Below are 21357 nucleotides of genomic sequence, written 5' to 3'. Positions count from 1 at the left end.
ATGGTTATGAAGAACGTCTATTTCCTCTCCGATGCCCACCTGGGCTCGCTCGCCATCCCCCACGCCCGTATGCAAGAGCGCAGGCTGGTGCGGTTTCTTGACAGCATCAAGGACAAGGCCGCTGCCATCTATCTCTTGGGCGATATGTTTGATTTCTGGAACGAGTACCGCTACGTGGTGCCCAAGGGCTACACCCGATTTCTCGGCAAGCTCTCCGAACTCACCGACAGCGGCGTAGAGATACACTACTTCACCGGCAACCACGACCTCTGGACCTACGGCTACCTCGAGCAGGAGTGTGGCGTCAAGGTCCACAAGTCGCCTATGACCACCGAGATTTACGACAGCGTCTTCTACATGGCCCATGGCGACGGTCTGGGCGACCCAGACCCCAAATACCGCTTCCTGAGACGCGTTTTCCACAGCCCTCTGTGCCAGCGGCTGCTCAATATGATGCATCCGCGCTGGGGCATGTGGCTCGGGCTCAACTGGGCCAAGCACAGCCGACTCAAGCGAGCCGACGGCCACGAGCCCCCGTATATGGGTGAAGACCGCGAGTATCTCGTGCGCTATGCCAAGGACTACCTCGCCACCCACAAGGATATAGACTACTTCATGTTCGGCCACCGCCACATCGAGCTCGACCTGATGCTCTCGCGCAAGACCCGCCTCATGATACTCGGCGACTGGATATGGCAGTTTACCTATGCCGTCTTTGATGGCGAGCACATGTTTATGGAGACCTATGTGGAGGGCGAGAGCCAGCCCTGACCCTTCCCCGAGAATTACATTTAACCAGATGCGCCATATATGCAGCGTGGTAACTGTTGCCACTGCATATATGGCGCATCGCCTTTGTTGCGGGTCGCTGGAGCGACGGTCTGCCGCCGTGCCAGACCTTCTTTGTCGCTTAACTTGGTCACTGATGAAGAAAAAGTGACCAAGTCGGTGACTAAGTTAAATGACACGCTTAATGACATTATCGATTTCTGTTCTACTCCGCGTAGTATGATTGAAATCATGGAGCATATTGGACTTAAACACAGATACAATATGAAGCATCGCTATATTGATCCGCTTTTAGAGGGTGGCTTCTTGGTTATGACTGTTCCTGAGAAATCTAATAGTCGTAGTCAAAAATACAAGAGAGCTTTGACTTAGTCACTTTACTTAGTCAGTAGTGAGTGACCAAGTTGATTTGTGGCGGAACGTTCATTAGTTATGCGTCAATAGATGCACTTTAGAATTATAGGGCATGCTCACTGTCACCGCTCCCGATACCCTCGGCGTCGGTATTTTATTCTTTTAACATTAAAAAGGGTATGAAAGACAAAAAAAATGGCTACTTTTGTTTCCATCTACACAAGAGTAGCCATTGCCGTGTCACCGAGGGTGGTAGCGTCGATGGTCTCTCTGCTAAAGACCGGTAAATCGTTTAACATTATAATACATAAAAACCATGAAGTATCCTAAAATTGGAATCCGCCCCACCATCGACGGCCGTCAGGGTGGCGTTCGCGAGAGTCTTGAAGACAAGACTATGGCCCTGGCTCAGGCTGTGGCTAATCTCATTTCGACTAATCTTAAGAATGGCGACGGTTCGCCAGTAGAGTGTGTCATCGCCGACAGCACCATAGGTCGTGTGGCTGAGAGCGCCGCTTGTGCCGAGAAGTTTGAGCGAGAGGGTGTGGGCAGTACCATCACCGTCACCTCATGCTGGTGCTATGGTTCGGAGACCATGGATATGAACCCCCACTATCCCAAGGCTGTCTGGGGCTTCAACGGTACCGAGCGCCCCGGCGCCGTGTATCTGGCTGCCGTTCTGGCTGCCCATGCCCAGAAGGGTCTGCCTGCTTTCGGCATCTACGGCCATGATGTGCAGGACCTCGACGACAACACTATCCCTGCCGACGTGGCAGAAAAGATACTGCGCTTTGCCCGCGCCGCACAGGCTGTGGCTACGATGCGCGGCAAGAGCTATCTGAGCATGGGTAACACCTGTATGGGTATTGCCGGAAGTATCGTCGACGCCGACTTCTTCCAGGACTATCTCGGCATGCGTACCGAGTATGTGGACCTGGTCGAAATCCTGCGCCGTGTGGACGAGGGTATCTATGACCCTGAGGAGTACAAGAAGGCCATGGCTTGGACCGAGAAGTACTGCAAGGCCAATGAGGGCCACGACTACAACGAGGAGATAGGCAAGGCCAAGACCCGCGAGCAGAAAGACAAGGACTGGGAGTTCACCGTAAAGAATATGCTTATCATCAACGACCTGATGCACGGCAACCCTCGTCTCGAGGAGCTGGGTTTCAAGGAGGAGAGTCTGGGCCACAACGCCATCGCTGCCGGTGTGCAGGGCCAGCGCCAGTGGACCGACTATATCCCCAACTTTGACTTCCCCGAGTCGCTGATGTGTACCTCGTTTGACTGGAACGGCATACGCGAGGCCAACGTGCTGGCCACCGAGAACGACTCGCTCAACGGTGTGGCTATGCTCTTCGGTCATCTGCTTACCAACAAGGGTGTGATGTTCTCTGACATCCGTACCTACTGGAGCCCAGAGGCTGTGAAGCGCGTCACCGGCAAGGAAGCCACCGGTCTGGCTGCCGGCGGTTTCATCCACCTCATCAACTCGGGTGCCACGACGCTCGACGCCACTGGTGCGATGACCGACGCCGAGGGCAATCCCACCATGAAGCATCACTGGGAGATGACCCAGGAAGATGTTGAGGCTTGCCTCAAGGCCACGACATGGTATCCTGCCTGCCGCGACTACTTCCGTGGCGGTGGCTATTCAAGCAACTTCCTCACCCGTGGTGGTATGCCTATGACCATGATACGCGTGAACAGAGTCAAGGGCTTGGGTCCCGTCATCCAGCTCGCCGAGGGTTGGAGCGTAGACCTCGACCCCGAAATCCATGACATCCTCAACAAGCGCACCGACAAGACCTGGCCTACCACATGGTTTGTGCCACGCCTCGATGCTTCGCGCGACGCCTTCAAGGATGTGTACTCGGTGATGAACAACTGGGGTGCCAACCACGGTGCCATCGCCTATGGCCACATCGGTGCCGACATCATCACCCTCGCCTCTATCCTGCGCATCCCCGTATGTATGCACAACGTGGCCGACGACCAGGTGTTCCGCCCATCGGCATGGAATGCCTTCGGTATGGACAAGGAGGGTGCCGACTATCGCGCCTGCCAGAACTTCGGTCCTGTGTACAAATAATGGGTCAATGAACAATAAGTAGACAATCATAGAGAGAGGAGAGACGCCGTGGGGCATCTGGTCTGTAACGGCCATGGTGCCGGTGGCGGCTCCCCTCTCTCTGTCGTTTTAATCGTGTAATAGAAATTGAAGCAATGAACAAACCTCGATTAGTGGAGAAGAAGTATCTCTTGCCCTTCGTGCTCCTGACCACCCTCTTTGCCCTCTGGGGATTTGCCAATGATATCACCAACCCCATGGTGGCAGCCTTCCAGACGGTGATGGAGCTCAAGGCCAGCGAGGCGTCGCTTGTGCAGTTTGCCTTCTATGGCGGCTATGCCACCATGGCGGTGCCTGCGGCGCTCTTCATACGCCGCTACAGCTACAAGAGCGGCATCATGCTGGGTCTGGCACTCTACGCGTTGGGCGCATTCCTGTTTATACCGGCTGCGGCGTATCAGGAGTTCTCCTTCTTCTGCATCTCGCTCTATGTGCTTACCTTCGGACTGGCGTTTCTGGAGACCACGGCCAATCCCTTTGTGCTCTCGCTGGGCAGCAAGGAGACATCGACACGCCGTCTGAATCTGGCGCAGGCGTTCAACCCCCTCGGTTCGCTCATGGGCATGGGCGTGGCGTCGTTTATCGTGCTGCCCCACCTGTGGTCTGACCGTCGCGACGCCGCCGGTGCCATCATCTTCCCGACCCTCACCGAGGCAGAGAAGTCTGGCATACGTCTGCACGACCTGGTGGTGATACGCGACCCCTATGTGGCTATCGGGCTGGTGGTGCTCATCATGCTGATGGTCTTTGCCCTCACGCGGATGCCACGCACGGAGAGCACAGGTGAGCATGCCCGCGTGGGCGACACCATGCGCCGGCTGCTGGACAACAAGCCCTACATGGCCGGCGTGGTCACACAGATGTTTTATGTGGCTGCGCAGATTATGGTGTGGACCTTTATCATCCAGTATGCCGACCGTCTGGGCATCAACAAGGCTACGGCGCAGACCTACAACATCGTGGCGATGGTACTCTTCCTCAGCGGACGATTTATCAGCACCTTCCTGATGCGCTATGTCAACACCCGTCTGCTGCTGGCTATCTTTGCCACCGGCGCCGCCCTCTGCACGCTCTGCACCATCTTCATCCAGGACATCGTGGGCCTCTACTCGCTGGTAGGCATCAGCGTATTCATGTCGCTCATGTTCCCCACCATCTATGGTATAGCCCTGGAGAATGTCAATGCCGAAGACGCCAGTCTGGGTGCCGCCTTCCTGGTGATGGCCATCGTGGGCGGAGCCATCATGCCTCCGCTCCAGGGTATGATCATAGACCGGGGCGTGGTGATGGGTCTTCCCGCCGTCAACGCCTCGTTTGTGCTGCCTCTCATCAGCTTTGTAGTGGTTTTCACCTACGGTTTCTGCCAGTATCAACTGAGCCGCAAGCATGGCGGTGTGTAACCGTGTGACACTATAAATAACGACAAGGGCCATCCACACCAGCGGATGGCCCTTGCTGTTGATGGCGGGCGGAGGGGGCGATGGTTAACGATTAACGGTATTGATTTTTAACGGAAAAGACTTGCTCCGTATCTTCCATTTTCCCTATCTTTGGGCTGTAATCTATCAAGAGAGAGTTATCCCAATGTGTAACATCCAATGTATTTGCCTATGAGAAAGTGTTTGATGACCGGCATCCTCCTGATGGTGGCATGCCTGGCGTTTGGGCAGACGCCCAAAGTGTTGGTGTATAATCCGTATACGAAGAAGGGCGACTTGCCGCCCGAGTGGTTGAAGAACAAGGTGACCCAGCAGCAGTATGACTCGCTGGCACGCCTGTCGCAGCATTATGCCGTGAGCTATGACCACTTCAAGGCGCGTGGGCTGACTCAGGACGACATACGTCGGTATGTGAAGCGTACGGAGGTGCTGCTCAGCGAAGCGCAGCTCAAGAACACCACCGGTGGCTCTGGTCCTGAAGAGTGGAGGAAGAAAGGCATAACGCTGACCGACACCTGTCATTTCAAAGTGCAGCCTCTGCCGGTGGGTGTGGAGCCTCTGATGCAGGCCAAGAATGACGAGGGCGATGAGGTGGTGCGCTACATCCTCTATTCTGACATCGACGGCTATGACGCCCATGTGATGGTCGAGGTAAAGCTCTCCAAGGACGATAAAGGCAATACGCAGTTTGTGGTGAGCAGGCTGCTTCCCTACAGCGTGTCGGGACTCAGAGTGGAAAACCGTGCTACGCTGAGGCGTTCCGATGGCGTTGCCATGCGTGAAGTCAGCAGCGGAACCTTTGATGCCGGTGGCTGTACGCCCGTCTACTTCCTGCAGGGCTTCTTTGGCTTTGACGATGCCAAGGGCTACAAGCACATGTGCAGCCTCAACCATCAGTTCTTCCTGAAGCTGGGCCCCGACAGTGACTCCCGTCCTGCCAATGTTGCTCCCACGGAAGGCTGGGGTGCCGGCGGCAGTTAGCGGTCTGCCTCTGGGTGTGGGCAAGGGAAGTGTGAGTGACCTCTATATAATATAATGTATAGGTATAGACTTGCTCCCGCTTTAGAAAGATTGGGATAGGGTCTTCCCGTGGCATCTCCCTGCCTATCAGCTTTGTGCCGGTTGCCTCCGGTTTAGAATTATTGCTGGGAGAGAGGCTCCTAAAAGCCCCTCTCCCAGACGCGTCTCAAGAGAAACGGAGTCATACTCTCGGACTTCGTACCACGCCCTGCGCCGTGTGTCATCTGCGGTGGCTCAGATATGACCAATGCAGTCGTAAACGGAGAGAAAAAGTAGACAACCGCAGTGTTATTGATTATGTAGACTTGCATAACCACTATGAAAACATTTTTCTATCACTGACAAGAAAACCACAAAGTGTCTTTCGTGGACTCACTATAGTATAACTCTCCAAATGAAAGATGCCGGCGCGCACTCTTGGCATGAGAATGAAACTGCCAACGAGATGTAGAACACTTACACTTTAGAGCTCAACGTATTCTCTCAGTACAATCATCGTCTCTTGAAGTTGCAGAACTTGTAATGCAGAGTATCAGTGAAATAAGGGAAAAATCCAATAAATGCATAAACTTAGTGCTAATTACATTCTCTTTACATAAGAGTAACAGTCTCAGTTTCTTGTTTTGCACTGACGCCATGTAATTAACAGAAGATAATGCGACTATTAATGGTTTCTATCGTTAATAAAGCATAAATATTGGAGCCTGTATACTTTTTTTCATGTGTTGCGCCTTATCTTTGTTTCTTGGAAATCATCCTTAACCTAAATAATAGAAATAGAAAATGGCAAATGGCAAAAAAACCACATTACTTCTTCTATTGCTCTTTTGCAGTTCTTTGGCTCATGCACAAAAGCAAGTTCCTATAGAACGGAAAGATACCATTGCCAATGAAAGTAATATAATAAAGATAGTTGGAAATCATTCCAACAAGGGTGCTGCCAACAACGCCCTCGACGTGTTGAGTGGTCAGGCTGCTGGTGTCAATGTGACATCCAACGGTCTGGATCGTATGGCTATGCTCAATAGTGTGCGAGTACGTGGTACAACCTCCATTATCGGAGGTAACGACCCTTTGGTACTGATTGACGGTGTCACATCCGATGTGTTTACACTTTCTACAATCTATCCTGCCGACATTGAGAGTTTCCGCATCTTGAAGAATGCTACCGAGACTGCCATGTACGGCTCACGAGGAGCTTCGGGTGTCATAGAGGTGAAAACCAAGAAAGGCACAGGACGAGGATTCCAAATCTCGTATGAGGGTAATGTTGGCTTCGAGCGGAGGTACAAACACCTGGAGATGCTCAATGCTGCTGAATATGTCGCAACGGCAAAGGCATTGGGTATCTATTGCAACAACGGAGGTTTCAATACCGATAATTATAAGGTGATAACACGCACGGGTATGGTGAACAATCATTACCTTGCATTCAGCGGAGGTACGCCACAGTCAAACTATCGTGCATCTTTCGGAGTAATGGACCACAACACCATCATCAAGAAGATGGACTATAACGTTTTTGTTGCCAAGGTTGATGTAACCCAGAAAGCCTTCAATGACAGACTAACCGGAGAATTCGGAGTTTTCGGCTCTTCATTCAAGAACCATGATATTTTTGACACACAGATGCTCTTCTATTCTGCAGCCTGCCAAAATCCGACATTGCCAGCGGGAACTGACGAGAACGGGAACTGGCTGAAGAACGAGTCAGCCACCCACGTCAACCCTCCTGGCATAGTGCTTGACGAGAAAAACGACTCCAGGGATTTGAATTTTGACGCACACATAAAGCTGAGCTATGACTTCAATCCAAACTGGCGCATTTCCACATTCGCATCATATCTGTATGGTTCTACGGAAAACGGAATGTTCTGCCCTACATGGGTATGGGCACAGGGCAACGTGTACCGTGGCGAGTTCAAGAAGGAGGAATGGCTGGGCAATGTGGCCCTCAGTTTCAACAAGCAGATAGGCATACACAGAATATCCGCAGAGGCAAGCAGCGAATACCGAAAATTGACAAAGACAGCCTTTTGGATGTATGCCAAGGGCATTCCGACAAATGATTTCGGTTACAACAATCTGGGTGCTACCGCAGCCCGACCTTATGGCGGTACAGAAAGTACATACGAAGATCAGTCCTTGGCTTCCGTGATGGGAAGTGTCACCTACTCTTTGCTTGACCGCTACCTGCTGTCGGTTAATGCACGTGGTGACGGTTCTTCAATGGTTGGCGACGACAATACATGGGGATTTTTCCCGTCCGTATCATTCACTTGGGATATGAAGAAGGAGAATTTTCTTGTCAACGTGAAGCCGTTGTCCATGCTCAAGCTCCGTACAGGCTTGGGACAGGCTGGCAACCTTGGCGGTATCTCTGCCTACACAACCATGAACACCGTAAGACAGACGGGTATAGTACCTGTAAAGAGCTCGCCAACAGTGACACTCGGAATGGTGAGAAACAACAATCCTGACTTGAGGTGGGAAACAAAGACCACCTTCAACATCGGTGCTGACTTCGGTTTCTTTGCCAACCGCATTATGCTCACGGCAGAGTACTACTATTCAAAGACCTCCGACATGCTCTATGCCTACGAGGTTCCCGTTCCGCCATTCGCTTATAACACATTGCTGGCAAACATCGGTTCCATGTCCAATCGCGGATTGGAGCTTGGCTTGTCAGTACAGCCCATAAGCAAGAAAGACATGGAACTGAACATCAATATGAATCTGTCGTTCCAAAGTAACAAACTTATCTCTCTGAGCGGAGATTACAAGGGTATGAGCATGACGGCAGCGAACGTCACCGCCATTGGTTCACTGGACGGTGCAGGACAGAACGGTGGCGACAACAATGTGGTCTATCAGATAGTAGGACAGCCACTTGGCGTTTTCTACCTGCCACATTGCAAGGGACTCGTCAAGAATGAGAACGGCAGTTATTTTTATGACATTGAGGACCTTGATCACAACGGTAAGGTTGACTTGAGCGATGGTGGCGACCGATACATTGCCGGACAAGCCACACCAAAGGTGACTCTTGGTTCAAATATTAGTTTCAGATACAAGGACATCTATGTCGCGTTGCAGATGAACGGTGCATTCGGGCACAATATCTTCAACGGAACAGGACTGGCTTACACAAGTATGGCGTGCTTCCCGGACTACAATGTATTGAAGGATGCTCCAAAGAAGAACATCGTAGACCAGAGAGTCTCAGACTATTGGCTCGAAAAAGGCGATTATCTGAACTTTGAACACTTGACATTAGGATATAATGTACCTTTGAAAAGCAAGTTTGTACGTTCCTTGCGTGTATCATGCAACATTAGCAACCTTGGAACAATCACAGGCTATAGAGGTTTGACCCCAATGATAAACAGCTATGTTGTTAACAGCACGATGGGTATTGACGACAAACGCAACTATCCATTATACCGTACTTATTCATTGGGATTGAGTGTACAATTCTAAAACGAAAAGAGCATGAAGACGATTATTAAATACATATTAGCAGTACCGCTAATGCTTTGCTTCAGTAGCTGTCTGGATGAGCATCCCAAAGACCAACTGGACCAGGAGGCAATCTACAATAATGCAGATAATATATACAAAAACGCAGTAGCTTCCCTGTACAACTACATAGGGAGCAATCAGGAGTCTGAAGGGCTTCAAGGAACTTGCCGGGGTATTTACGACTACAATACTTTGACTACCGATGAGGCTATGATTCCGATTCGTGGAGGAGACTGGTATGATGGCGGTTTGTGGGAGAACATGTACCAGCACAAGTGGAATGCCAATGATATTAACTTATATAATGTATGGAAATACCTCTTCAAGGTAATAGTTATATCTAACCAGTCGCTTTCTATCATTGATAGCCATAAGACTCTGCTTTCAGCAGAACAGACAAGAAATTTCACGTCAGAGGTAAGAGCTGTACGAGCCTTGTTCTACTATTATGCGATGGATATGTTTGGGCGTGTTCCTATCGTGACATCATACGACGTGAAATTGGAGCAAGTGGTGCAAAGCGAAAGAAGCGAGGTATTCAAGTTTATTGTTGACGAGTTGCAGGATGTTGCCCCACAGCTCGCCGATGAGCATTCCAACAAGGAGGGTGACTATTACGGACGTGTGACACGCCCGGTCGTAAACTTCCTGCTTGCAAAACTTGCCTTGAATGCGGAAATATATACGGATGACAATTGGACCGACGGCAAGCGACAGGATGGGAAAAGCATTTACTTCAATGTGAATGGTGAGAAGAAGAACGCTTGGGAAACCTGCATCTGGTATTGCGAGCAACTGCGGCAAGAAGGCTATGAATTAGAAGGTGATTACGCTTCAAACTTCGCTGTTCACAACGAAAGTTCAAAGGAGAATATTTTTACTATTCCGTTGGACAAGAACCTATATTTGAATGAATATCACTATCTTTTCCGCTCACGCCACTACAAACATGGTGGGGCTTATGGTGGTTCTTCCGAAAACGGCACATGTGCAACAGTCTCAACCGTCAAGGCTTTCGGTTACGGAACGGACCATGTTGACAATAGATTCAAAATAAACTTCTATGCAGATACCGTGCTTGTTGACGGAAAGAAGATATATTTGGACAACGGAAAACCATTGGTTTATATGCCGCTTGAGCTGAAACTGAACCTCAGTGACAGTCCATATAAACAGACGGCAGGTGCCCGTGTGGGCAAATACGAGGTTGACCGAACCGCCTATTCGGACGGACGGCAGGTTGACAACGATATCGTCCTTTTTAGATATGGTGACGCGCTGTTGATGGAAGCCGAGGCGAAAGTTCGCAATGGCGAGGATGGTTCAATAGAGCTGAACGCTATAAGAGACCGAGTAGGAATGCCTCATGTGGAAGCCAATTTGGACAACATTCTAACGGAGCGTCTGCTGGAATTGGTTTGGGAAGGTTGGAGACGTCAAGATCTCATCCGTTTTGGTGAATATACCAAGGCATATGATCAAAGAACTCCATTAGAAAAGGAGTTTACTGGGTTTACAACGGTTTTTCCAATACCACAAAGATGTTTAGATTTAAACAAGAAATTAAAACAGAATCCAAGTTATTAATATAATAGTCATTGATTAAGTAACCTTATATGCCAAGCGGGGTATCGATGGATGTCGATACCACGCTTGGCTAATGGTTGTTGATGGCTTTATGCCTTCTTGAGCCTTACTGCCAACTGGAAGAGGGCAGGGATGAAGAGGCAGAGGCTGAAGCCCACGGCCATCCATACGTGCTGCTGGGTGCCGAAGACGTCGATGAGGCGCGCTTCGGGATTGGCAGTCACGAGATTGGTGACGATATATACGGCAGAATTGTTGATGGAGTGCATGATGACGCCGGGCACGATGCTGTCGGTGCGATAGTAGAGCCAGCCGAGCAACAGTCCCATGGGTACCACGTGGAGCATCTGGGCGAGGTTGCCGTGGACGGCGGCGAAGAGCACTGCCGAGATGGCTATAGCCACCCAGTGGTAGCGGCGATGGGTGAGGGTGAGCAGGGTGCGGAGGATGGCGCCGCGGAAGACCAACTCTTCGGCAAGCGGCACGAGCACGCCCAGGACGGCGTAGCTCACGGGTTCGCGCAGCATGGCAGAGAAGGCGCGAAGGGTGGCTTCGGGCATCTGTACATCGGTCAGCTCTTCGATAAAAGCGAAGGGGATGAGGGTACCCAGAGAGAGGATGACTACCCAGAAGAGCACGGCCCACGGACGCGACTGCAGGTAGCTGCGAGAGACGGGCGCCCAGCCTCGGCGCACAAAGAGCAGCGAGGCGAGCACGGCATTGATGGCAAAGAAGATACAGAGCGTCTTGCCGTCGGACAGCATGCTGCCGTCGGTCATACGAGTGACAATCTCTGAGGCGTTGAAGCCCTGGGCCAGAAGCGAGCAGATGCCTACCACCTGCATGACCACAATCTGGATGACTATGAATACGAGCAGATAGATACCTACCTGCACTAATCCTTTGGCTATTTTCTTGTTCATATCGTGTGAGTTAAAAGTTGTCGGGCTTGGCGCTCGTCGTCGGCGAGCTGGGCAGCGAGGGCGGCCTCGTCGGCAAAGCGGCGTTCGTCGCGCAGCCGATGGCAGAATGCCACCTCAAGGCTGTGGCCATAGAGGCTGGCGTCGAAATCGAAGATGTAGGTCTCTATGGTGGTATCGGTGCGGCTGAAGGTGGGGCGGCATCCCACATTGGTCATGGCGGGGAGCCATGCGCCGGCATCGTCGATGCGCACGCGGGTGGCATAGACGCCACGGGCAGGCAGCATCTTGGAGATGTGGGTCATGTCGAGATTGGCGGTGCGGAACCCCATGCGCCGGCCTTCGGCATATCCGCTTACGATGGGGGCTCGGAGCGAGTAGGTGTAACCCAATGCCTGTCGGGCGCTGTCGACATCGCCCTCGGAGAGACATCGCCGTATGAGCGACGAGCTCACCCTCATGCCCTCATGCTCGAAAGGCGTGCCAGCCATCACGTCGATGTCCAGCTGTCGGCCGTAGGTTACGTAGTCGTCGAACCCCTCGGCACGGTTGTGTCCGAAGCGGTTGTCGTAGCCGGTGACGAGTACTCGCGCGTGGACTTGCTCGCGTAGCACCTGGCGCATAAAGTCATAGGCAGAGAGCGCGGCGAGACTGCGGTCGAAGTGGAGCAGTACGCAGTAGTCGACACCTGTGGCTGCGAGCATCTTCAGTTTCTCGTCGGTGGTGCTGAGCAGTTGGGGGATGAAGTCCTGCTGCAGCACCTGGCGCGGATGAGCATCGAAGGTCACCACCGCTGTGGCCAGCTTGCGCTCGGCGGCAATGGTGCGCACGTCGTCAATGAGGTGGCGGTGGCCCAGATGCACGCCGTCGAAGAAGCCTATCGTGGCTACTGTGGGCTGGGGTATGGTGTTGGTATGGGTGATGATTTTCATAAGCGTTGCATCCAGTCGTTGGCCGCAGACTGCAGCAGTGTGTGTATGCCCAAGGACTGGGCTGCGCGGCAGTTGTCGGCATTGTCATCGATAAAGAGCGTCTCGTCGGCCTGTAGACCGGCGTCGGCGAGCACATGGCTGAAGATGGCAGGGTCGGGCTTGGCCAGATGCAGCCGGTAGGAGAGATAGATGCGCTCAAACATGTCGTCGGCACGCCAGGGGCCATAGTTGAAGAGATGGTCGGCGCAGAGTCGCCAGTGCATATCGTTGGTATTGCTGAGCAGGAACACGCGGTAGTCGCGGCGCAGACTGAGCAGGCGTTGCTTCTTCTCGTCGGCGATGGTGGTGAGCAGCGCATTCCAGGCTCCGACAATCTCGGCGTCGGTGGCTGACGTATGGGTTATGCTCCTCACCTCACGGCAGAACTCGGCGGTGGTGGTGTGGCCTATCTCTATGTCGTAAAACAAGTCTTCGGTGCGGTGGAGGCGCACGTAGTCGCTGATGGCGTGGCATCCGATGGCATCGAAGGCATCGATGCAGCGCTTTCCGTCGAGGTCGACGAGCACGCCGCCCAGGTCGAAGACTATATTCTTAATCCCTGTTAGCATCATTATTATAATTATTGTGGTGCAAAATTACTGAAAGTATAGAGCAGAACAAAGCAAGTTACCCTATTTTTTTGCTCGGGCGCACTGTAATTTGTTCAAAATTAACCAAAGTCACGGATTTCGGGCGTCGGCATACCCCTGCCACAGCCCGCGTCGGCTATCATTTTGTCAACCATCGTCTTAATGGTTGATTCCAAATGCGGAAAGTAGATGCCCTTTTCAACTTTTTTGCCGAAAAATTTGGTAAATTCCATCCAAAGCAGTATCTTTGCACCCACAAAAGCGAGTACGTATCTACGTATGAGCCCTGGACTTGTAGCTCAGTTGGTTAGAGCAACAGACTCATAATCTGGAGGTCCCAGGTTCAAGCCCTGGCTGGTCCACGCTTCTATTACAGCGACTTACGCTTCGGCGTAGGCCGCTGTTTTTTCGTTTATGCGTAAACAATGCGCAAACAAACTGTTTGAGTTTTGGGGATGTGGCTGTGATAATCTATGAAACTCCCCATCATTCCATAAGATGTTATATCATGTCTTGTTTTAATGTGCGATTGAAGTATTTTGCTTCATTCCAATAAATTTCTCATTGAAACATGATACATTGTCATGCAAAAGCCTTACCTTTGCGATGTCTATACTCATACCGAAAGCCCCAATGGGCAGAGGTTGGGCAGACATATACATAATAAGGCGTAACTGTACGCTTTGGTTTTGACTTGTTAGAACTTCGCAAACTCTATGGATTGTCAAAAACAAAGCAACGGAAACGCCTCATGGGGTGTATTGTATACAGCCCTCAGTGGCTTCGGACGGCTCTGCCGCTCGTTGTCAAGAGGTTGGATTATATACTTACACTAACGTGGGGCTTTCAACGTTGCTCGTTTCGACAATCCGGGCAATGCGAAGGCCTTAACAAGTGGAACGAGTGACAGAACTGGCTCCACGTTTCTTATTTTTGTATATCTATAACTGAGACCATAACCAACTCTGTGGTAGCCAAGAGTCCAAAATATTAAACTATGGCTATTGCATTAAGACATCCAATTACAGCAAGGGTTGATGACAGGGCCAGCTTTTTACGCAGTCTTTTAGAGGAATATCCAAGATTCTTGAATGAATGGGAGAATAGCACAGAGGAAGAATTTGCACAAACAGCTAAAGACAATGCTGATGGTGATAAAGAAATAGAACATACAATATATTCCTCGCTATGTTCTGCATTTAATGATAATGCATATAGGATGAACATGTTTTATCAGTCGGTTTTCTTGATGTGCTTTTCATATTATGAGAGTTGTGTAGCGCAACTAAGCAAAAACACGAAGACTAAAGAAGCCATACAAGCGATATGTAAGTCTAAGAATATCTCATTGTCAGAAGAGTCTCTCAATGCTATTGACTACTTGCAAAATGACATAAATGACTTGAGAAACAATATTTGTCATAATAATTTTGGAACATACCGTAAGACAAATTCCCTAAAAAGACTGTCAGAACTTAATATTGGTTTTGATTATGATGACAACACTTTGATTTTTACAGATTCAAAGCTAATAATAGATGCTTTGGATAAGATGCATATGGTCCTACATGAATTGTGCGAAAAGCTGGGATATAAAACTAAATTTATTGGAAAGTAAAATTTCGTATTCGCAAATAGAATTGTTAACAATCTTATTATTAATCAAATGAAACATTATTTATTATTATTGTTTTGTATTTTTACTTCTATTTCTTGCATTAGTCAAGTTAAACTAATAATGGAGAAACATGGCAACGTATATTACATTCCAGGCAAAGTGAATGGACTTCCTATGAAATTCATTTTTGATACGGGAGCAAGTAATGTGTGTCTATCTTTGACAGAAGCTATCTTCATGTTGAAGAATGGATACATCAAAGAATCAGACCTTGGCGATAAAAGTTTTTCCCAAATAGCAGATGGTAATATCGTGGAGAACACAAAAGTTATTCTTCGCAATATCGAGATTGGAGGTATCACAATAAATAATGTAGCTGCCGTCATTACAAATAGTCTTGATGCTCCATTGTTGTTAGGCCAATCAGCCATCCAAAAGTTGGGACCAATTCAGCTTGATGGCAATATGCTTGTCATTGCTAATGGTAAGAATTTTCCATCAGAAGAAATGGCAATGAAGCTATATAAACAAGCTTACCAACAAGTGGAAGCAAAAGAATACAACAAAGCCATTGAAAGTTCGTTGGAGGGTATAAAAAACACGATCGATACAAAATTACTTGCTTCACTATATGACAATTTGGGAACTGCATATTATTTAAACGGCGACAAAGAAAAGGCAATAGAAAGCCTGAACCATGCTTTGGAGAACGACATGAATAATGTTCAAGCAAGGTATAATCTCGGAGTATATAGTTATGAAATGGGACTACAGGGACAAGCTTTGCGAGCCTTTAAATTGGTGACATCCAATCCTAACAGCAATAATACAGATTATCTGCCTGCGGCATATGCCTATTTAGGAGAAATCCAGAGACTACAAGGATGCTATAAGGAAGGAGAAGAAAACTTCTTAAAAAGTATCCAGTTGCATCCAAGTTCAATGGCATATTTGGGATTGGCAGACCTTTATAGTGCGAAGAACGATTTTGCGAAAGCAGCAGAATATTATAAAAAAGGAATAGAGTATGCCCCCAACCGCCCAAGCAACATAAAACGCTATCATCAACTTGGAATGTGCTTATTTTTTGAAAATAGAATAAATGAAGCATACAATGCATTCAACAAATGTATACAAACGTCCGTTTTGTACCATGATGTAATGAGTGAGTTAATAAATGAAAATGATAGCATAACTATACAACTTGCTTCGTTCTCCGTAAACGCAGGATTATGGGTAGCAAGGACTGCCCCTAGTGCAGCTGAATCGATAAAAAGGTATACTTTTTTTATAGATACAAATAGAGAAAATGAACTCATTCGTGATGACTATTTTTTGCTGGCTAGGGCATATGCATCATGTAAAGAGAAGGAGAAAGCTATTTACATATTAAATAAAGGGTTGGAAAAATATAATGATGATTCAGAATTGCTCTTTGCGAAATCCTTTTGTTGTCAGCATTGGCAAGAAAAAATAGATATACTAAGAAAAGTGCTAAATAATGAGTATAGATATGAACCTAGAAATTTTGATTATGGAACAGTGTATAACAACATAGCATGGGAGTATTGTCTTCAAGAAAAATATAACGAAGGATTACCATATTCATTAAAAGCCATACAAAGAAATCCAGAACATGGCTACATTTGGGAAACCCTTGGGGAAATCTATTTTAACCTTGGAAAATATCAAGAATGTATAGATGCTATGACAAAATGCATCAAATGTAATGATACATCGCAATATAAATCAGCCTACAGATTTAGAGGACAAGCTTATATCCAGATAGGAAAATCTAAGGAGGGTAAAGCAGATATAAATAAATCTCAAAATATGTACTAGTATGAACAACAGAATTACGATAACAAATATAGCCAGGTATTATGTAACAATAATATTTGTATTTATAACAGCTTTGTGCAGCGCAAGAGGAAATGAACCTGGAAACAATCTTGGTAAGACAATTAGTGAATTACGTCAAGTATTTCCAAATGCACGTTATGTGCGTACTGAAGCTAAGGGCGACTTCTATACGGATGGCGAAGATCCATCAGAGGGATTAAGTTGTTTTTTCTACTTGAAGAACGATAGGGTTATTGAAGAGTGCATGATTATACAGAGTAATGATGGTTTCCCCAAAATGGTATACGACCAATGGATAAACACATTCTCCAAATACATGTCAGTAGCTGCGTTTGGTGATGGAGTTAATCATATGTGTTTCTCTACATTCTCTATGCATATAATGTTCTTTGCAGAGTATGGCAAAAACACAGCCTTATTGGTTTACCAAGCAGGTGGAGTTAATAATGGTATTACATATAACGATTTTATGAACAAATGGAGCAAATGAGATATATAAAAAAAACACTGCAAATATCATTATTTATGATTGCTTTTCTTACAATGCAGTCATGCTATACCACTCAACTCGTTGATAGGTATGTGTCTGTTATAAACGATTTAAACGATAAATACATAGGTAAAACAAAAGAGTATATTATAGAAAACTTTCCAGTCTCTCCAACTGATGTTAAACGTTTAGACAATCAATATGAAATACTTATATTTGAAAGATACCGAAATCAACTTGTTGGTTATGGTATAACAAAATTCCTTTTAAAAAATGGGGTATGTTATAAAATAGAAACGAATGAATACAAATTAGAACAGCGATTAGAAAAAGTAAGCATTTTTTGATTGACCTATTATTGTTTTAGAGTCTGTCAATAGGCAATATGCATTCTTGTTATTCAATATCAAAATAGTATGGGGCGACTTCAAATCACCCCATACTCCGCTTATTTGTCGATATATGATGCTACAAAATAGACAATCGAAATGACTGTATAAAGGAAACACGGCAAGAACATCCAAAGCAATGTCTTGATCCAACCATTCGATAACCAAACGCCTTCATTCCTTGACATCATATTAAACATGTCATAGAAATGGCGGACGAGAATTTCCTTATTTATTGCTGTCCGCTAAAATTCTAAAAAGCACAGATCAACCGCCCGAAGTCCTCTGAAAATGGGACTCCGGGCTTGTTTTACCGAACAGCAATAAAAGTAAACTTTATTTGGACTTTACAATTCTGCATTTTGCCATCCATATTGTTTGGAGGGTAAATGTAATATACATCTGTCGGAAAACTGACATAGCAAGGAAAATGACTGTCACTTATCCCAAACTCAGGTTATTTAACGTGAGTTCGACGAATTAGAATAAGGTCAATTGTCTATCTATAGTTCTTTGAACGGCAATTGTAGGTTTCTTAGGAACGAAACAATATGCTGCCAAAGCTCCAAGAGTATTGACAATGAAGTTGTCGAAAGATCTGTGTCTGGAATGTTCCACCTGTGCAATATTCTTAAGTTCATCGTTAACGGTCTCTATGATAGCCCGCTTTCTAAGCAAGAGTCTATCTGATATTTTCATGATAGAACCCTTCATGTTGCTTTTTAGTTTCGTGATAAGTTGTATCCCATCAACGAAAAGTTTATCGAATAGGTTCTTGCCTATATACCCCTTGTCTCCAACAAGTTTGCCGTAGATGAAATCAACAAAGGCTTTATATTCCAAGGGCTTACGGTCGTCAATATCACCAGGAGTAATCATAAAATTCAGCAATTCTCCTTTTTCATTACATATCAGATGAATCTTAAAACCGAAGAACCATCCCATAGAACATTTACATCTTTGAGCGATACCTTTAAATGTCTTATGGATAAGGATTCTCTGGTTCCTACATACACGAAGAGGGGTGCTATCCACGAAACTGATTCCTGTACATTTTCCTAAAAACCTGAGTTCGGGATAAGCGACTGTCGTTTTTCTTGCTATGCCAGATTTCCGATAGGTGCATATTACATTTGCCCTCCAAACAATATGGATGGCAAAATGCAGAATTGTAAAGTCCAAATGAAGTTTACTTTATAACAGCAAGCTGTCCGTCAACATTCTCTATGCAATAGTCAATGTTGATGGATGGCTTCTTTTCAAAGAAGCTATACGCAGCCAAAACAGAAAGGACATTCATTACGAAATTGAACACGCTACGATGTCTTGAATGTACAAGTTGTGCAACATTCTTAAGTTCGTCATTGATGGTTTCTATGACAGATCTTTTGCGCAACAGAATCTTGTCATACAATGGCATAAGCTTGTTTTTCATATTGCATTTCAAGCCAGTGACAATTTCTATACCGTTGTTAAACAATCTCTCAAACAAGCCATGCGAAATATATCCTTTGTCTGCGAATAATTTTCCGAACACATTATCGCTCAATCTGTTAAAAACATCTGTATTCCTATCGTCAACATTCGCTTTCGTAAGCATAAAGTTAAGCAGTTCACCTCTCTCATTGCATATCAGGTGTAACTTGAAACCGAAATACCATCCCATGGTGCTTTTACCTCTTTCTGCATAATCACGGAATACCTTATTTCTTGTTATACGCTTGTTGTGGCATACAGGAATGCATGTGCTGTCAATGAAACTTATACCCGTGCATCTGCCAAAGCAAAACAGTTGGAGGAACAGCATCATCTCAACCGCGACTCTGGACTCGAGTTCAACAAAGCGGTTATATGAAAGCAGCTTGGGGAACAGGTCGTGCAGGTGAACCTTGACATAAAAAAGGTAATAATGCTTGAAGTTGCGGAAAGTGTTGAAATGAAAGTAGATGAGTATCGTCATGATTTCCGACCGGCTCATAGTCCATTTCCGATTGCGGTGCTTACGCCCATCTGACTCACAAATGGACATGCGGGCAATTTCCTTATCATATTCTTGGCAAAAATCATCGATAATACAGAAAATTTCCGTAATTTTGTTCTTGGTAATCTCCATAACTATAGTATCCTTTAATTTTATAATTAATTGATTCACAATCATAAAGGTGCTAAAAATTATTGAGATTACCAACTTTTACAAAGACTTTCTTATCCCGAACTCAGGTTAATAGCAATATAAACAAATTATGGACTCTTTAAATTATAAATACATTCATGCCAGTAAACAAAAACGCATTATTGCGTTACAAGATAATAGACAGATGCCTACGAAACAGATACAGAAGATGGACGATAGAGGACCTGGTTGATGAAATATCTGAAGCGCTGTATGATATGGAGGGTATCCGCAAAGGCATCTCTTTGAGAACTGTTCAGAACGATATTCAGATTATGCGTTCTGACAAGCTCGGATACAATGCGCCCATTGAGGTATATGATCAGAAGTACTACAAGTACGCTGATCCGAACTACTCTATTACAGAGTTGCCCCTGACAGCTGAGGACTTCAATCTTATTACTAAAGCTGTGAAAATGTTGGAAACGACAGAGGACAAACCAGAGTTTCAGCAAATGGGTAGAATACTCACACGGGTTAAGAAAAGGCTGACGGCAATTCTTAACTATGGATAATGGAAAGACTCCAGTTCCTTTTATCGGCAACTGGAGTCTTTATTTGTTGAGTGAGGAATCGGATTCGAACCGATGAATGACGGTTTTGCAGACCGTCCCCTTAAACCGCTCGGGCATCCTCACGTAATAGGGAGTTTGACAGGTTTCGAACCTGCGACCACCAGAGCCACAACCTGGCGCTCTACCTACTGAGCTACAAACTCCATGTAGTTGCGGGAGCAGGATTCGAACCTGCGTCCGGTTTTTGGCCGGCCCAGCTTATGAGACTGGTGAGCTGGGCCACTACTCTATCCCGCGATTTTGCAGAAGCAGAAGGGTTCGAACCTCCGACCTTCGGTTTTGGAGACCGACATTCTACCAACTGAACTATGCTCCCATCGTTGAGGTGGAGGGACTCGAACCCACGAAGCCGAATGGCGGCAGATTTACAGTCTGCTCTCGTTGCCGCTGGAGAACACCTCAATATATTTGTGGAACCTCGTGGAGTCGAACCACGTTCTCAGGATTTTCAGTCCTGCGCATACACCAAGTCTGCCAAAGTTCCATCAGAGGAGGCTAAGGGATTCGAACCCTTGGAGCGTTTCACCGCCCTCTGGTTTTCAAGACCAGTGCAATAGACCAACTCTGCCAAACCTCCAATTTGCGGAAGCAGAAGGATTCGAACCTTCGGAGCCTTGCAGCTCGGCACGTTAGCAGTGTGCTGGTTTCGACCGCTCACCCATACTTCCATTGGATTTCGGGTGCAAAGGTCCAATGCCACTCTGCAGCCTTTCTGCGTAACAAGAAAAAGTTACAAAAAATGATTATTTTTCGCTAATGATTATTGACAAATTAGCTTTTCCCATAAGTACAAAGCATAAACCCAAATCGGTCATTAGAAAAAGTTTCTTGTCATTTTCTAATGACCGCCATTAGAAAAATAGCTTTGTATATGCTTGATTCATAAATATTTACTAACTTTACCACGAAAAAAAGAATATACTCCG

At 46.8% G+C, this 21357-nt stretch carries 16 protein-coding genes, 9 tRNA genes and 1 pseudogene; 13 read left to right on the top strand and 13 right to left on the bottom strand.

The window, feature by feature from the left end; all coding sequences use genetic code 11:
• Positions 1-6 precede the first annotated feature (6 nt).
• The 7 genes from CIK92_RS11950 to CIK92_RS11920 all read left to right on the top strand — a co-directional run bounded on the left by CIK92_RS11950 (position 7) and on the right by CIK92_RS11920 (position 10842).
• Positions 7-771 carry a UDP-2,3-diacylglucosamine diphosphatase gene (locus CIK92_RS11950; protein ID WP_022310111.1) on the top strand — a complete coding sequence of 255 codons (765 nt, stop codon included), beginning with the start codon at positions 7-9 and terminating at the stop codon, positions 769-771.
• Between the two features lie 39 nt (positions 772-810).
• Positions 811-1161, top strand: a complete 351-nt coding sequence (locus tag CIK92_RS11945) for a Fic family protein (protein ID WP_216821923.1) — start codon at positions 811-813, stop codon at positions 1159-1161.
• A 298-nt stretch (positions 1162-1459) separates the two neighbouring features.
• Complete coding sequence (gene fucI, locus CIK92_RS11940; protein ID WP_094389215.1) at positions 1460-3235, top strand: L-fucose isomerase; 1776 nt, start codon at positions 1460-1462, stop codon at positions 3233-3235.
• A gap of 134 nt (positions 3236-3369) precedes the next feature.
• Entirely contained in the window at positions 3370-4674 is a 1305-nt protein-coding gene (gene fucP / locus CIK92_RS11935; RefSeq protein WP_094389214.1) for an L-fucose:H+ symporter permease, read from the top strand.
• A gap of 210 nt (positions 4675-4884) precedes the next feature.
• Positions 4885-5694: a hypothetical protein gene (locus CIK92_RS11930; RefSeq protein WP_144008238.1), complete on the top strand. Its 810-nt coding sequence runs from the start codon at positions 4885-4887 to the stop codon at positions 5692-5694.
• A gap of 822 nt (positions 5695-6516) precedes the next feature.
• A complete protein-coding gene (locus CIK92_RS11925; RefSeq protein WP_094389213.1) occupies positions 6517-9213 on the top strand; it encodes a SusC/RagA family TonB-linked outer membrane protein in 2697 nt (898 codons plus the stop codon).
• Positions 9214-9225: 12 nt separating this feature from the next.
• Complete coding sequence (locus CIK92_RS11920) at positions 9226-10842, top strand: RagB/SusD family nutrient uptake outer membrane protein (protein WP_094389212.1); 1617 nt, start codon at positions 9226-9228, stop codon at positions 10840-10842.
• Positions 10843-10931: 89 nt separating this feature from the next.
• On the opposite strand, the gene CIK92_RS11915 is transcribed toward CIK92_RS11920, so the two are convergent.
• From CIK92_RS11915 to CIK92_RS11905, 3 genes are read right to left on the bottom strand one after another with little or no spacing between them, the layout of a single operon-like run.
• Positions 10932-11765: a CPBP family intramembrane glutamic endopeptidase gene (locus tag CIK92_RS11915; RefSeq protein WP_094389211.1), complete on the bottom strand. Its 834-nt coding sequence runs from the start codon at positions 11763-11765 to the stop codon at positions 10932-10934.
• The gene (locus CIK92_RS11910) at positions 11762-12694 is read right to left on the bottom strand and encodes a bifunctional riboflavin kinase/FAD synthetase (RefSeq protein WP_094389210.1); all 933 of its coding nucleotides are present in this window, start codon (positions 12692-12694) and stop codon (positions 11762-11764) included. Before CIK92_RS11910 ends, CIK92_RS11915 begins: the two co-directional genes overlap by 4 nt.
• The gene (locus CIK92_RS11905; protein ID WP_371594238.1) at positions 12691-13305 is read right to left on the bottom strand and encodes an HAD family hydrolase; all 615 of its coding nucleotides are present in this window, start codon (positions 13303-13305) and stop codon (positions 12691-12693) included. The genes CIK92_RS11910 and CIK92_RS11905 overlap by 4 nt, the downstream gene beginning before the upstream one ends.
• A gap of 306 nt (positions 13306-13611) precedes the next feature.
• On the opposite strand from CIK92_RS11905, the gene CIK92_RS11900 reads away from it, so the two are divergent.
• The 5 genes from CIK92_RS11900 (at position 13612) to CIK92_RS11875 (ending at position 17641) form a co-directional block, all read left to right on the top strand.
• Positions 13612-13685 (top strand) — tRNA-Ile (locus CIK92_RS11900).
• Positions 13686-14320: 635 nt separating this feature from the next.
• Positions 14321-14941 (top strand): hypothetical protein, encoded by a 621-nt coding sequence (locus CIK92_RS11890; RefSeq protein ID WP_094389209.1) that lies wholly within the window; start codon positions 14321-14323, stop codon positions 14939-14941.
• A 48-nt stretch (positions 14942-14989) separates the two neighbouring features.
• Complete coding sequence (locus tag CIK92_RS11885; RefSeq protein ID WP_094389208.1) at positions 14990-16783, top strand: tetratricopeptide repeat protein; 1794 nt, start codon at positions 14990-14992, stop codon at positions 16781-16783.
• Between the two features lies 1 nt (position 16784).
• Positions 16785-17294 (top strand): hypothetical protein, encoded by a 510-nt coding sequence (locus CIK92_RS11880; protein ID WP_094389207.1) that lies wholly within the window; start codon positions 16785-16787, stop codon positions 17292-17294.
• Positions 17291-17641 (top strand): hypothetical protein, encoded by a 351-nt coding sequence (locus CIK92_RS11875; protein ID WP_158214790.1) that lies wholly within the window; start codon positions 17291-17293, stop codon positions 17639-17641. Before CIK92_RS11880 ends, CIK92_RS11875 begins: the two co-directional genes overlap by 4 nt.
• Positions 17642-18163: 522 nt before the next feature.
• On the opposite strand, the pseudogene CIK92_RS11870 reads toward CIK92_RS11875, so the two are convergent.
• Positions 18164-18745: pseudogene (locus CIK92_RS11870) on the bottom strand (IS982 family transposase); the annotation flags it as partial.
• A 127-nt stretch (positions 18746-18872) separates the two neighbouring features.
• Positions 18873-19796 carry an IS982 family transposase gene (locus tag CIK92_RS11865; protein ID WP_094389276.1) on the bottom strand — a complete coding sequence of 308 codons (924 nt, stop codon included), beginning with the start codon at positions 19794-19796 and terminating at the stop codon, positions 18873-18875.
• A 158-nt stretch (positions 19797-19954) separates the two neighbouring features.
• Here CIK92_RS11865 and CIK92_RS11860 point away from each other — a divergent pair, with 158 nt between their 5' ends.
• The gene (locus CIK92_RS11860; RefSeq protein WP_025002845.1) at positions 19955-20371 is read left to right on the top strand and encodes a hypothetical protein; all 417 of its coding nucleotides are present in this window, start codon (positions 19955-19957) and stop codon (positions 20369-20371) included.
• 49 nt (positions 20372-20420) lie between these two features.
• Here the strand turns inward: CIK92_RS11860 and CIK92_RS11855 are convergent.
• The 8 genes from CIK92_RS11855 to CIK92_RS11820 all read right to left on the bottom strand — a co-directional run bounded on the left by CIK92_RS11855 (position 20421) and on the right by CIK92_RS11820 (position 21099).
• Positions 20421-20494 (bottom strand) — tRNA-Cys (locus CIK92_RS11855).
• A gap of 7 nt (positions 20495-20501) precedes the next feature.
• Positions 20502-20574, bottom strand: a tRNA-His gene (locus CIK92_RS11850).
• A gap of 7 nt (positions 20575-20581) precedes the next feature.
• Positions 20582-20668 (bottom strand) — tRNA-Met (locus CIK92_RS11845).
• A gap of 6 nt (positions 20669-20674) precedes the next feature.
• Positions 20675-20747 (bottom strand) — tRNA-Trp (locus tag CIK92_RS11840).
• 4 nt (positions 20748-20751) lie between these two features.
• Positions 20752-20833: transfer RNA gene (locus tag CIK92_RS11835), tRNA-Tyr, on the bottom strand.
• Between the two features lie 9 nt (positions 20834-20842).
• Positions 20843-20915 (bottom strand) — tRNA-Phe (locus CIK92_RS11830).
• Between the two features lie 5 nt (positions 20916-20920).
• Positions 20921-21008, bottom strand: a tRNA-Ser gene (locus CIK92_RS11825).
• 6 nt (positions 21009-21014) lie between these two features.
• Positions 21015-21099, bottom strand: a tRNA-Ser gene (locus CIK92_RS11820).
• Positions 21100-21357: the final 258 nt, after the last annotated feature.

It is taken from the genome of Prevotella sp. P4-67, assembly GCF_002251325.1.
In the GTDB taxonomy this organism is placed as follows: domain Bacteria; phylum Bacteroidota; class Bacteroidia; order Bacteroidales; family Bacteroidaceae; genus Prevotella.
This window is presented reverse-complemented; position numbering and strand designations above follow the sequence as displayed.